This is a genomic window from Lelliottia sp. JS-SCA-14 (genome assembly GCF_035593345.1).
Taxonomy (GTDB): domain Bacteria; phylum Pseudomonadota; class Gammaproteobacteria; order Enterobacterales; family Enterobacteriaceae; genus Enterobacter; species Enterobacter wanjuensis.
This window is the reverse complement of sequence record NZ_CP141606.1, coordinates 3,712,723-3,725,019: the sequence shown is the minus strand read 5'-3', so window position 1 is coordinate 3,725,019 and position 12,297 is coordinate 3,712,723. Positions and strand designations below refer to the sequence as shown.

11 protein-coding genes and 5 tRNA genes are annotated in these 12,297 nt (G+C 56.7%); 11 read left to right on the top strand and 5 right to left on the bottom strand.

Features of this window, described 5'->3' with window-relative positions:
• The first annotated feature begins 157 nt into the window (after positions 1 to 157).
• The 11 genes from csrA to U9O48_RS17285 all read left to right on the top strand — a co-directional run bounded on the left by csrA (position 158) and on the right by U9O48_RS17285 (position 5,574).
• The gene (gene csrA, locus U9O48_RS17335; protein WP_000906486.1) at positions 158 to 343 is read left to right on the top strand and encodes a carbon storage regulator CsrA; all 186 of its coding nucleotides are present in this window, start codon (positions 158 to 160) and stop codon (positions 341 to 343) included.
• A gap of 342 nt (positions 344 to 685) precedes the next feature.
• Positions 686 to 778 (top strand) — tRNA-Ser (locus U9O48_RS17330).
• 4 nt (positions 779 to 782) lie between these two features.
• Positions 783 to 859, top strand: a tRNA-Arg gene (locus tag U9O48_RS17325).
• 64 nt (positions 860 to 923) lie between these two features.
• Positions 924 to 1,000: transfer RNA gene (locus U9O48_RS17320), tRNA-Arg, on the top strand.
• A 65-nt stretch (positions 1,001 to 1,065) separates the two neighbouring features.
• Positions 1,066 to 1,142, top strand: a tRNA-Arg gene (locus U9O48_RS17315).
• Positions 1,143 to 1,170: 28 nt separating this feature from the next.
• Positions 1,171 to 1,247: transfer RNA gene (locus tag U9O48_RS17310), tRNA-Arg, on the top strand.
• Positions 1,248 to 1,372: 125 nt separating this feature from the next.
• A complete protein-coding gene (gene yqaB / locus U9O48_RS17305) occupies positions 1,373 to 1,939 on the top strand; it encodes a fructose-1-phosphate/6-phosphogluconate phosphatase (protein WP_282492873.1) in 567 nt (188 codons plus the stop codon).
• Positions 1,936 to 2,364, top strand: a complete 429-nt coding sequence (locus U9O48_RS17300; protein ID WP_282492874.1) for a YqaA family protein — start codon at positions 1,936 to 1,938, stop codon at positions 2,362 to 2,364. Before yqaB ends, U9O48_RS17300 begins: the two co-directional genes overlap by 4 nt.
• A gap of 85 nt (positions 2,365 to 2,449) precedes the next feature.
• Positions 2,450 to 3,994, top strand: coding sequence for a glutamate--cysteine ligase (gshA, locus tag U9O48_RS17295; protein WP_285154467.1), 1,545 nt, complete (start codon positions 2,450 to 2,452; stop codon positions 3,992 to 3,994).
• 152 nt (positions 3,995 to 4,146) lie between these two features.
• The gene (gene luxS / locus U9O48_RS17290) at positions 4,147 to 4,662 is read left to right on the top strand and encodes an S-ribosylhomocysteine lyase (RefSeq protein ID WP_324722849.1); all 516 of its coding nucleotides are present in this window, start codon (positions 4,147 to 4,149) and stop codon (positions 4,660 to 4,662) included.
• A 147-nt stretch (positions 4,663 to 4,809) separates the two neighbouring features.
• A complete protein-coding gene (locus U9O48_RS17285) occupies positions 4,810 to 5,574 on the top strand; it encodes a helix-turn-helix transcriptional regulator (RefSeq protein WP_324722848.1) in 765 nt (254 codons plus the stop codon).
• Here U9O48_RS17285 and leuA read toward each other — a convergent pair.
• The 5 genes from leuA to U9O48_RS17260 all read right to left on the bottom strand — a co-directional run bounded on the left by leuA (position 5,571) and on the right by U9O48_RS17260 (position 12,286).
• Positions 5,571 to 7,220, bottom strand: a complete 1,650-nt coding sequence (leuA, locus tag U9O48_RS17280; RefSeq protein WP_324722847.1) for a 2-isopropylmalate synthase — start codon at positions 7,218 to 7,220, stop codon at positions 5,571 to 5,573. The two genes, U9O48_RS17285 and leuA, sit on opposite strands and share 4 nt — an antisense overlap.
• A gap of 111 nt (positions 7,221 to 7,331) precedes the next feature.
• Entirely contained in the window at positions 7,332 to 8,870 is a 1,539-nt protein-coding gene (gene emrB / locus U9O48_RS17275; RefSeq protein ID WP_282492878.1) for a multidrug efflux MFS transporter permease subunit EmrB, read from the bottom strand.
• Positions 8,871 to 8,886: 16 nt separating this feature from the next.
• The gene (emrA, locus tag U9O48_RS17270) at positions 8,887 to 10,062 is read right to left on the bottom strand and encodes a multidrug efflux MFS transporter periplasmic adaptor subunit EmrA (protein WP_282492879.1); all 1,176 of its coding nucleotides are present in this window, start codon (positions 10,060 to 10,062) and stop codon (positions 8,887 to 8,889) included.
• A 127-nt stretch (positions 10,063 to 10,189) separates the two neighbouring features.
• Complete coding sequence (mprA, locus tag U9O48_RS17265) at positions 10,190 to 10,720, bottom strand: transcriptional repressor MprA (protein WP_100779188.1); 531 nt, start codon at positions 10,718 to 10,720, stop codon at positions 10,190 to 10,192.
• 381 nt (positions 10,721 to 11,101) lie between these two features.
• Positions 11,102 to 12,286, bottom strand: coding sequence for an MFS transporter (locus U9O48_RS17260; protein ID WP_282492880.1), 1,185 nt, complete (start codon positions 12,284 to 12,286; stop codon positions 11,102 to 11,104).
• Between the last annotated feature and the right edge of the window lie 11 nt (positions 12,287 to 12,297).

Here is a 12,297-nt window from a genome sequence, read left to right as displayed (position 1 = left end):
GAGTTTGTGTATATCGGCTAAACTTACGTTTAACAGAATGTGATGCCGTGACTGCTTACACATTACGTGTTTGTCATCGCTTACTTTTTGGCGTTATATGATGGATAATGCCGGGATACAAGAGACCCGACTCTTTTAATCTTTCAAGGAGCAAAGAATGCTGATTCTGACTCGTCGAGTTGGTGAGACCCTCATGATTGGGGATGAGGTCACCGTGACAGTTTTAGGGGTGAAGGGTAACCAGGTACGTATTGGTGTGAACGCCCCTAAAGAAGTCTCTGTCCATCGTGAAGAGATCTACCAGCGTATCCAGGCTGAAAAATCCCAGCAGTCCAGTTACTGATATTATCGCGTCTCGCCGCCCGGCGAGACGCAACCCTCTCGATATTCTTCCTGCATAAAGTTACCGTTCGATTTCATTCCTTCTGTTTTTTGTCACTCTCCAGACCTTATCTCGCCCAAAGTCCGCAATTTAGCCTGAGGATTTCTGTGCTGATGCCCGCAAAATCCGTTTATAAAACACCCTCTTTGCAGCTTTTACATGCGAATTGAGTGTGATTTGTGCAAACGATAAAAGCTTGTGGAAAATTGTTTGACTTATAAGTCCCAGAAAGTAATATATGCGCCACGCAGCGACGAGAAGCTCTTAACGAGTTACTCGAAGCACTCGAAAGAGGCGTTGTGTGGTGAGGTGGCCGAGAGGCTGAAGGCGCTCCCCTGCTAAGGGAGTATGCGGTCAAAAGCTGCATCCGGGGTTCGAATCCCCGCCTCACCGCCATTTTGCATCCGTAGCTCAGCTGGATAGAGTACTCGGCTACGAACCGAGCGGTCGGAGGTTCGAATCCTCCCGGATGCACCATCATTCTCAGTGTTGCGGCTTGTTGAGTGACATTGAATCAGCAGTAAAAGCAGTACCCCCTGATGCATCCGTAGCTCAGCTGGATAGAGTACTCGGCTACGAACCGAGCGGTCGGAGGTTCGAATCCTCCCGGATGCACCATCTATTACCTCGTATTGCTTTCGAAGTGATATGACGTATCAAGCAGTAAAATAGTAAATCCCGATGCATCCGTAGCTCAGCTGGATAGAGTACTCGGCTACGAACCGAGCGGTCGGAGGTTCGAATCCTCCCGGATGCACCATTTACTATGTCAATAGCAGTACCCTGATGCATCCGTAGCTCAGCTGGATAGAGTACTCGGCTACGAACCGAGCGGTCGGAGGTTCGAATCCTCCCGGATGCACCATCTCTTCTTAGTATTCCCCCATAGCTCAATTACCCATCATCCTCTTTGTATTACAACCAGAATCAGCGACAAAAATCCTCGTTTACGATAAAGTAATATCTTGTTAATCGTTTGGCGAGAGCACGATGTACGCACAGTATGACGGTCTGATCTTCGACATGGATGGCACCATCCTGGACACCGAACCCACACATCGTAAAGCCTGGAATGACGTTCTCGGTCGTTATGGCATGACGTTCGACTTACAGGCCATGGTCGCGCTCAATGGATCACCCACCTGGCGAATCGCTCAGGCGGTGATTGAACTGAACCACGCCGATCTCGATCCCCATCTGCTGGCCCGTGAAAAAACCGACGCTGTCAAAGCCATGCTGTTAGACACCGTAACCCCTTTACCGCTGATTGAGGTGGTCAAAGCGTGGCACGGTCGTCGTCCGATGTCTGTCGGTACGGGCAGTGAAAGCGCGGTGGCCGAAGCGCTGCTCAATCATCTGGGTCTGCGCCACTATTTCTCTGCGGTTGTCGCCGCCGATCATGTTCAAAACCACAAACCCGCTCCGGACACCTTCCTGCTTTGCGCACAGCTGATGGGCGTCCCGGCGAATAAGTGCGTGGTGTTCGAAGATGCCGACTTTGGCATTCAGGCCGCACAGGCAGCCGGAATGGATGCTGTGGATGTTCGCCTGCTGTGAGTGACCTGCTGTCACTTGCTTCTTTATTTGCCAGCAGTTTTTTAAGTGCCACACTTTTACCGGGTAATTCGGAAGTGGTGCTGGTCGCGATGCTGTTATCTGGCGTCAGTCAGCCCTGGTTGCTGGTAGTAATAGCAACAATGGGTAATAGCCTTGGAGGGCTGACTAACGTTATTCTTGGGCGTTTCTTTCCGCTGCGTGAAAAATCACGCTGGCAGGAAAAGGCAGCAGGCTGGCTTAAACGCTATGGTGCTGTCACGCTGTTACTAAGCTGGATGCCTGTTATAGGCGATTTGCTGTGTCTGCTGGCGGGATGGATGCGCATCTCCTGGGGACCGGTGCTCTTTTTTTTATGCCTTGGCAAGGCGTTGCGCTATGCCCTCGTGGCACTCGTAACACTGCAGGGCATGACGTGGTGGCACTAATTGGTGGAATGAAAAAGCGACCTTCAATCGTCAACCATTACAATTTATGCTGGATAACTCTTATTTTGACAGGCGGGAGGTCAATTTGATCCCGGACGTATCACAGGCGCTGGCCTGGCTGGAAAAACACCCTCAGGCTCTGAAGGGCATTCAGCGTGGGCTTGAGCGCGAAACTCTGCGCGTAAACGAAGATGGCAGCCTGGCAACAACAGGCCATCCTGAAGCGTTAGGCTCTGCGCTAACACATAAATGGATCACAACCGATTTTGCCGAAGCGCTGCTGGAGTTCATTACGCCCGTCGACGGCGATATTGACCACATGCTGACGCTGATGCGCGATGTTCACCGCTTTACCGCCCGTCAACTGGGCGATGAGCGCATGTGGCCGCTGAGCATGCCTTGCTACATTGAGCAGGGGCAGGACATTGAGCTGGCGCAATACGGCACCTCGAACATTGGTCGCCTGAAAACGCTCTATCGCGAAGGGCTGAAAAACCGCTACGGCGCGCTGATGCAGACCATCTCCGGCGTACACTACAACTTCTCGCTGCCGATGGCATTCTGGCAGGCGAAGTGCGGCGAAACGGATAAAGAGTCGATCTCGGCGGGCTATTTCCGTCTGATCCGCAACTACTACCGTTTTGGCTGGGTGATCCCGTACCTGTTTGGTGCTTCGCCTGCGATTTGCTCTTCGTTCCTGCAGGGCAAACCGACCACGCTGCCGTTTGAGAAGACCGATTGCGGCATGTATTACCTGCCGTACGCCACCTCTCTGCGCCTGAGCGACCTTGGTTATACCAATAAGTCGCAAAGCAATCTCGGAATTACGTTTAACGAATTGCACGAATATGTGGCAGGCTTGAAGCGAGCGATCAAAACGCCGTCGGAAGAGTACGAGAAAATCGGCCTCGAAAAAGACGGCAAGCGCCTGCAGATCAACAGCAACGTGCTGCAGATTGAAAACGAGCTGTATGCGCCGATCCGCCCGAAACGCGTGACGCGCAGCGGCGAAGCGCCGTCGGATGCGCTGGAGCGCGGCGGCATTGAGTACATTGAAGTGCGCTCGCTGGATATCAACCCGTTCTCGCCGATTGGCGTCGACGAGCAGCAGGTGCGTTTCCTCGACCTGTTTATGGTCTGGTGTGTGCTGGCGGATGCGCCAGAGATGAGTTCTGACGAACTGCTCTGTACGCGCACCAACTGGAATCGTGTAATTCTGGAAGGGCGCAAGCCAGGCCTGACGCTCGGCATCGGTTGTGAAACGGCGCAGTTCCCGCTGGCGAAAGTCGGCAAAGACCTGTTCCGCGATCTCAAACGTGTGGCGCAGACGATGGACAGCGTGTACGGCGGTGAGGAGTATCAGAAGGTGTGCGATCAGCTGGTCGAATCTTTTGATAACCCGGAACTGACGTTCTCAGCGCGCATTCTGCGTTCTATGATTGATCAAGGTATCGGTGGAACCGGCCGTTCGCTTGCCGCGCAGTATCGCGACATGCTGCAGCAGGAGCCGCTGGAAGTCTTAAGCGAAGAGGATTTCGTGGCAGAGCGTGAGGCATCAGTGGTGCGTCAGCGTGAAGTGGAAGCTGCGGATACCGAGTCGTTTGATGAGTTTCTGGCGAAGAACGCCTGACAGAAAAGAAAAAGGCCACATCGCTGTGGCCAAAATATACATCTCTGAAATCAGGGATGATGATAACAAATGCGCGTCTTTCATATACTCAGACGCGCAGGGAAACAAAGAGTTCATTTTATTTTAAAAATAATCACTATCGGAGGTGACGTATGCCGTTATTAGATAGCTTCACAGTCGACCACACCCGTATGGAAGCACCTGCTGTCCGTGTTGCGAAGACCATGCATACCCCGCACGGCGACACAATCACCGTATTCGACCTGCGTTTCTGCGTGCCGAACAAAGAAGTGATGCCAGAAAAAGGTATTCACACCCTGGAGCACCTGTTCGCCGGTTTCATGCGCGATCATTTGAACGGTAACGGCGTGGAAATCATCGACATCTCCCCGATGGGCTGCCGTACCGGTTTCTACATGAGCCTGATTGGTCAGCCAGATGAAACGCGCGTGGCGGATGCCTGGAAAGCGGCGATGGCCGACGTGCTGAAAGTGAAAGAGCAGAACCAGATCCCTGAGCTGAACATCTACCAGTGCGGCACTTATCAGATGCACTCTCTGGAAGAGGCGCAGGAGATCGCGCGTCACATCATCGATCGTGACGTTCGCGTGAACAGCAACGAAGAGCTGGCGCTGCCGAAAGAAAAGCTGCAGGAATTGCACATCTAGCAGGGTGCCAGCCGATGCCCGGTGGCGCTGCGCTTACCGGGCCTACAACGGCCCGAATCCCGCGCCGAACCCGTAGGCCGGGTAAGGCGCAGCCGCCACCCGGCACAAACACCGCACGGAACCCACGCCTCCCTCCTGCGAAACCCTATGACCACAACCTCAACGTTCTCCTTTGCCCATCGCCCGCTGGTTCCTTTCGCCCATGATTATCAAAATGGCGACAGCGAGCCCTGGCACCAGCACGACTGCGCCCAGCTGCTGCACAGCCTGAGCGGCGTGGTGCGCGTTGATACGGCGGCCGGATGTTGGGTCGTGCCACCCGGGCGCGGCGTCTGGCTGCCCGCCGGGACGCCGCACGCGATACGCATCACCGGCAACGTTGCGGCACGAACGCTGTTTATCGATCCCCTGGCCCGCGCCGATCTGCCCGCGTCATGCCAGATCGTCCAGATCTCCCCTTTACTGCGGGAACTGATCGTCAGCGCCTTTGATCTCCCCGAATCGTATTCCCCCGGCAGTCGCCATGAGCGCATCTATGAGCTGATCCTTGATGAAATCCGCCTGATGCCGGTACTGCCATTCTGCTTGCCTGAACCGGGAACGGACGTGCTGCGCCAGCTGTGTCAGCAGATCCGCAGTGCGCCGGAAAATCACTGGAGCAGCGCGCAGGCCGCGAGCCTCACCAGCATGAGCGAGCGCACCCTGAACCGTCATTTTCAGCAGCAAACCGGATTAAGTTTCGGAGAATGGACGCGGCGGGCGCGCCTGCTGGAGGCGCTGGTTCGGCTGGCGCAGGGCCAGCCGGTCCTGCGCGTGGCGCTCGATCTGGGCTACGGCAGCCACAGCGCGTTCACGGCGATGTTTCGCCGGGTGATGGGGATCTCACCCAGCGACTATTTCAGGAATGCTTAGCCGACGGCGTTGAGCAACGCCTGAAGCGAGGCGCGCGCTACGTCGTTATCAATCCCGACACCCCAGCGGCTGCTGCCGTCCTGGAACAGACAGCGAATGTACGCCACCGAACGGCTGTCGCTGCGCGCCCCCAGCGAGTGCTCGTGATAATCCTTAATCACAAACGGCGTGTTCAGCCAGCGACTGATTCCGCTGGCCGCCGCCGATAACAGACCATTCCCCTGACCCTCAAGCTGACGCGTACCGCCCTCGACGGCGACAGTCGCGGTCAGGCGCTGCTGGCCGTCCTGCTGGCTCTCGCTCCGGTAACTTTGCAGGGCAAAATGCGGCGTCGCTACCAGGCCGTAACGCGCGCGGAACAGCTGCCACAGGGCGTTTTGCGTCATCTCTTTGCCGTGGCTGTCGGTCTCCTGCTGCACGTGCTGGCTGAAATCCTGCTGCAGGGCGCGGGGCAGTTTGAGTCCGTGGTTTTGCTCGATCAGCCACGCGCTGCCGCTTTTGCCCGACTGGCTGTTCACCCGGATCACCGCTTCATAGGAGCAGCCGATATCCTGCGGATCGACGGGCAGATAGGGCATCTCCCAGCGCTCGTCCGGTTGACGGGCATCAAAGCCTTTTTTAATCGCATCCTGATGGGAGCCGGAAAAGGCGGTATACGCCAGACTGCCCGCCCATGGATGGCGCGGGTGAACGGGCAGCTGATTGCAGCTCTCCACCACCTCAACCGCCTGCGTCATGTTGCTGAAATCCAGACGGGGGCTCACGCCCTGGCTGTACAAATTCATCGCCAGCGTCACCAGGCAGACATTCCCCGTGCGCTCGCCGTTACCGAACAGGCAACCTTCCACGCGGTCGGCTCCCGCCATCACCGCCAGCTCCGCGCTGGCGACACCCGTGCCGCGATCGTTATGCGGGTGAACGCTAATACACACCTCGCTCCGGCGGCTAAAGTGACGACAAAAATACTCAATCTGATCAGCGTAAACATTCGGCGTGCTGACTTCCACGGTGGCAGGCAGGTTGAGGATCATCGGCCGCTCGGCGCACGGCTGCCAGATCTCCGCGACGGCTTCGCAAATCTCCAGCGCAAATTCCGGTTCGGTAAAACAGAAGGTTTCCGGGGAGTATTCGTACTGCCAGAGTGTGTCCGGGTTCTCCTCGCACAAGGTGCGGATCTGGCGCGTCGAGCGCACGGCGAGCTCAACAATCTGCGCCTTATCCATGCCAAACACCAGGCGGCGGAACAGCGGGGCGGTGGCGTTGTACAGATGGATGGTCGCCCGTTTCGCGCCGCGCAATGATTCGAAGGTGCGGACAATCAAATCTTCCCGCGCCTGGGTGAGCACCTGAATAGTGACATCGTCGGGAATACGATTTTCTTCAATGAGCTGGCGAACAAAATTGAAATCGGTCTGCGAGGCGGACGGGAAGGCGACTTCGATCTCTTTAAAACCGCAGCCGAGGAGTAACTCCCAGAACTGCAGCTTGCGCGCGATGTCCATCGGCTCGGCCAGCGCCTGATTCCCGTCGCGCAAATCGGTGGAGAGCCAGCGTGGAGCATGGGTGATACGTTGCTCCGGCCAGCGGCGGTCGGGCAGGGAGATCGGGGGATAAGGTTGATATTTTTGTGCGGGGTGTTTCAGCATGATGCGCTCCTGTTGTCTTTTCACTATCGTGAAGCGATTTCAGGAGCGCTGCTTTATCAGAACTGACAGAAGCTGTCGCGAAACGGACAACTTTTCCGGCGAGGCGCCAGGTTAGTGCGCGCCACCGCCGCCACCGCCCGCGCCGAACGGCGGTTTGGCAAACCAGATCAGCCCCAGCAGCAGGATAAATATCCCTGCGGAGAACCAGAAAATCTCGTTGGCAGAGATAATCAGCCCCTGGTTGGTGATCTGCTGGGCAATCCAGCCCGACGCCTGCTGCTCCGTCATCCCCATACCTTCCAGCTGGGAATACATCTGCTGGGCATTCGGGTTGAAGGCGTTCACCGACTCGGTCAACTGCGCGTGATGCAACGACTCGCGGTTCGTCCACAGCGTCGTGGTAATCGACGTCCCGATGGAGCCCGCCAGCGTACGGGTGAAGTTCGACAGACTCGATGCCGCCGCCATTCGCTCTGGCGGAAGTCCCGACAGGGTGATGGTGGTGAGTGGCATAAAGAAGCACGCCACGGCAAAGCCCTGAATAAACTGCGGCCACGCGGACGCGCCAAAGTCCATTCCCGGTTCGAACGTATACGCACGCCAGTAGAAGCACACCGCATACATAATAAAGCTGAATGTGACCAGTCGACGCATGTCGAGCTTATGGGCAAAGCGACCAATAATCGGCGACAGCAGGACCGGAATCAGACCGACTGGCGCAGAGGCCAGACCCGCCCAGGTTGCGGTGTAGCCGTATACCTCCTGCAACAGCTGCGGCAGCAGAACGATCGCGCCGAAGTAGAGCATATAGGCGAGACTGATACACAGGCAGCCGATGGTGAAGTTTCGCGACTTGAAGAGCGAGAGATCGACGATCGGGTTATCGTCCGTCAGCTCCCAGACAATCAGGAAGCTGATCGCCACCACCGCGACGACGGTGAGCACGATAATCTCCTGCGAGGCAAACCAGTCCAGCTCTTTACCCCGGTCGAGCATAATCTGCAGGCTACCAATCCCTAGCACCAGCAGCGCCAGTCCCACGCCGTCGATACGCCGCTGTTCGGTTTTGGTTTCCCGACCGCGCAACGACTGCAGCGTCATCAACACCACCGCTGCACCGATTGGTACGTTGATGAAGAAGATCCAGCCCCAGTGGTAGTTATCGCTGATATACCCGCCGAGAATCGGCCCGCAAATCGGGGCGACAATCACCGTCATTGACCACAGCGCAAGCGCGATAGAGCGCTTGGCGGGCGGGTAGTTATTCAGCAGCAGACTTTGCGACAGCGGGATTAACGGCCCGGCCACAATCCCCTGGATCACGCGGAAGAAGATCAGCATCGTCAGGCTGTTGGACATGCCACACGCCCAGGAGGCGATGACGAACAACACCGTTGACCACAGGAACAGCCGAACTTCCCCGACGCGCTTCGCCAGCCAGCCGGTAATCGGAATGGAGATCGCATTCGCGACCCCAAACGAGGTGATCACCCAGGTCCCCTGGCTCAGGGATGAGCCGAGGTTACCGGCGATGGTCGGGATCGCCACGTTTGCGATGGTGGAGTCCAGCACCTGCATGAATGTCGCCAGCGACAGCGCAATGGTCATAATGACCAGCTGCGCCCCCTCCAGCGGTTTTTGCTGTTGCATACCGCTCACCTTCGGATTAACCGGCGTTCGCTTTCACGATGTCGTCAATCAGCTTGTTGACCGGATCAAGGCTGATTTCACGGGCGTTGCTTTCATAGGCCGGATGAGTGCGAACCTGGTTCGCCAGCATCTGACCGTCGCGATTAGCGGTATCCACGGTGACGAGGGTCGACAGACCGATGCGCAGCGGGTGATCGGTGAGCTGTTTGCCATCCAGTTCGATACGCACAGGTAGACGCTGAACCACTTTGATCCAGTTCCCGGTGGCGTTCTGCGCAGGCAGCAGGGAGAAGGCACTGCCGGTCCCCATATCCAGACCGACCACTTTACCGGTGTACTTCACGTCATCGCCGTAGATATCACTGACGATAGTCGCGGTCTGGCCAATACGCATGTGGGCCAGCTGCGTCTCTTTGAAGTTCGCATCCACCCACAGATTGGAGGCCGGAACCACCGCCATCAGCGGCGTTGTCGGGCTTATCTGGGCGCCAGGCTGAACGGAGCGGCGCGAAACATAGCCGGTCATCGGGCTGACAATCTTGGTACGCTGCAGGGCGAGCCATGCGTTACGCACTTCGGTTGCCGACTGTTTCACGGCAGGCTGTTCTTCCAGATTGGTGCCCAGAATCATCGCCTGATTGGCGTTGTACTGCTGGATCGCCACGTCGAGCTGCGCCTGCGCGCTGGCCACGGCGTCACGGGCGTGTTGCAGCTCTTCACGGCCAATCAGGTTGGCGGTGCCGAGCGGCACGCGACGGTTGAGGTCGCTCTGGGCCTGAGCCAGTGCGGTTTTCTGCACGTCGATGCTCGCCTGCAGCTGTTTGCTGTTGATCATCGACTGGCGGGTTTGACGCACGCTGGCGGCCAGCTGAGTCTGCGCTTTTTCAAACGCCTGCTGGGCATCGGTCGGATCGAGCGTGACCAGCACATCCCCTTTCTGCACAAAGTCGGTATTGTCAGCCCAGACTTTCGTCACGCTGCCCGACACCTGCGCCATAATCTGAACCTGGTTCCCTGCCACGTATGCGTCATCGGTTTCTTCAATATGACGCAGTACTAAAAACCAATAGATCCCATATGCCACGGCAATAATAATAAAGAGCAAAGTCAGCAGCAGAAGGGCGCTCTTGCGTTTGCCTTTCTTAGTGTTGACCGGTTGCTGCGGGGGAGTGTTCTCCGCATTTGCGCTCATTGTAGTTCTCCACGATCTTCTTATTTTCACATCGGCTGAGCCGACCTGTTGTCAGAAAGGCCAGCAGTGTGACGTGCTGGCCTATCAATTTTTTTATTAAATCTGGATGGTTGAGCGTGTCGTCGCGTTAGCTCAGCGCCTCAAGAATGGCGCCTTCTTCATCCATCTGATCCAGACGGGTGAGAAGCTTGCGAGTGATGTGCTCGAGCTGATCGCGTTCGGTGGTGCTCAGGGCAGACCAAAGTTGATGCAGACAGTTGTGCTGAGGTGGAAGCACCCCGCGCAGGAATTCGTGACCTTTGTCGGTCAATTGCAGATGCAGACAACGGCGGTCGTTGTCGCTTTCACGGCGCTCAATCCAGCCGCGTTTTTCCAGCTCATCGGCGATGCGGGTCGCGTTGGTACGGGACGAACCCAGCGCGCAGCTCAGCTCCGAAGGCTGAATGCTGTGATCTTCCTGAGACTCCAGGGTAATCAACGCCATAAACAACGTCTCGTTAATCCCTTGAGCTTTCAGCATCTTATTGCGGTTATCCAGCAGTTTACCCTGCATGTGCATGCACAGGCGGGTTAACAGGATCTCCTGATAAGGGAAGTCCTCATAACGACTGGCGCGAAATTTAAGCATTTGTTCAATGGGCGTAAACGAACTATCCATTTGGGTATGACCTCATTAATTACAGTCGATATAGTAACGACAGTGACAAATAATGTAAATGAATTATTTGTGCGGTTATATCCGCCAAACTGATATCACTGTCAGAAAGTGCCGGGTGAGTCCGTGACCCGGTAAGCACAGAAAAGGAAGGGCAAACGCCCATGAAAGACGGGGTCGGGTGATGCGAAACAGCATGAAGTTTCAAACGGGATGGAGATGTCAGCGATCTGCAGGGGAGTGGTGAAGCCACCAGGTCTAAACTTTTCATGCGGTAATCTAATATGTCACCCACAGTAAAATTTCTGGGATAAATAATTACGCTCACCTTAACAGAGTGTGGGGCTGCTTAACACCCTAAGTCGCCCCAAACCGATGTAAAGCTTAGATAATGGCTTCCTGCTGGTGATATCCGCGCCACCAGATGAGCAGGTTGATGGCGGCGACAACCGTACCCACCACGCAAACCCCCGTCCAGCCCGCGTGCTGCCACGCGGAAGCTGAAATCAGCGAGCCCGCCGCACCGCCAATAAAGTAGCTGGTCATGTAACCGGCGGTCAGGCGGTTACGCGCCTCAGGTTTCACCCGGTAGATCACCGTCTGGTTGGTGATATGCACGCCCTGAACCGTCAGGTCGAGAACCAGAATTCCGACAATCAGCGACAGCACCGAGATATGCCCGTACCAGATTGCCGCCCACGAGAGCAGCAGCAGGACCAGCCCGGCAGACGTCGTCAGATGGGATTTACCTTTATCCGCCAGCCCCCCGGCAGGACGTGCCCCCAGCGCACCGGCCGCACCCGCAAGACCGAACAGGCCAATCACCCCTTCGGAATAGTTGAATGGCGGTGAGGCCAGCAGGAAGGCCATCGAGGTCCACAAAATGCTGAAGTTGGCAAAAGTGAAACAGCCCAGCAGCGCGCGGGTGCGCAGGAGTTTATCCTGGGTGAACAGGCTGAAAACCGAACCGAGAAGCTGAGGATAGTTGAGATGGTTTTCCTGCTTCACTTTTGGTAGGCCGCGCCACAGGGCAAAGGCCATCACCACCATTAACACGCTGGCGACCCAGTAGACCGTCCGCCAGCCGCCGAGACTCGCCAGCAGCCCGGCCACGGTACGCGCCAGCAAAATCCCCAGCAGCAGGCCGCTCATGATCGTGCCAACGACTTTCCCGCGCTTTTCCGGAGCCGCGAGGGTGGCGGCCAGCGGGACGAGGATTTGCGCCACCACCGAGAACAGCCCGGTCAGGGCCGTACCGAGGATCATCATCCCCAGCGACTGGCTGGAGGCGGTGATCAACATCCCGCCTGCGGCCAGCAGCGTCATCGAGACGATTAATCTGCGGCGTTCAAACATATCGCCCAGCGGCACGAGGAACAGCAGCCCCGCGGCATAGCCAAGCTGGGCGGCGGTGACAATAAATCCGGCTGAACTGGCCGAGAGAGAAAAGGCGCGGGCGATAGTGTCGAGCAGGGGCTGCGCATAGTAGTTACTGGCCACCGCCAGGCCGGTTGCCACGGACATGAGCAGAATAAGTGCCGGGCTAAGCCCTTGAGATGTTTTTGTCATGGGGTTCAACA

What these genes read in the sequence shown, in the direction of transcription:
- csrA (WP_000906486.1), top strand. Translation starts at nt 158, where the DNA reads ATGCTGATTCTGACTCGTCGAGTTGGTGAGACCCTCATGATTGGGGAT.
- yqaB (WP_282492873.1), top strand. Translation starts at nt 1,373, where the DNA reads ATGTACGCACAGTATGACGGTCTGATCTTCGACATGGATGGCACCATC.
- luxS (WP_324722849.1), top strand. Translation starts at nt 4,147, where the DNA reads ATGCCGTTATTAGATAGCTTCACAGTCGACCACACCCGTATGGAAGCA.
- U9O48_RS17285 (WP_324722848.1), top strand. Translation starts at nt 4,810, where the DNA reads ATGACCACAACCTCAACGTTCTCCTTTGCCCATCGCCCGCTGGTTCCT.
- leuA (WP_324722847.1), bottom strand. Translation starts at nt 7,220, where the DNA reads ATGCTGAAACACCCCGCACAAAAATATCAACCTTATCCCCCGATCTCC.
- emrB (WP_282492878.1), bottom strand. Translation starts at nt 8,870, where the DNA reads ATGCAACAGCAAAAACCGCTGGAGGGGGCGCAGCTGGTCATTATGACC.
- emrA (WP_282492879.1), bottom strand. Translation starts at nt 10,062, where the DNA reads ATGAGCGCAAATGCGGAGAACACTCCCCCGCAGCAACCGGTCAACACT.
- mprA (WP_100779188.1), bottom strand. Translation starts at nt 10,720, where the DNA reads ATGGATAGTTCGTTTACGCCCATTGAACAAATGCTTAAATTTCGCGCC.
- U9O48_RS17260 (WP_282492880.1), bottom strand. Translation starts at nt 12,286, where the DNA reads ATGACAAAAACATCTCAAGGGCTTAGCCCGGCACTTATTCTGCTCATG.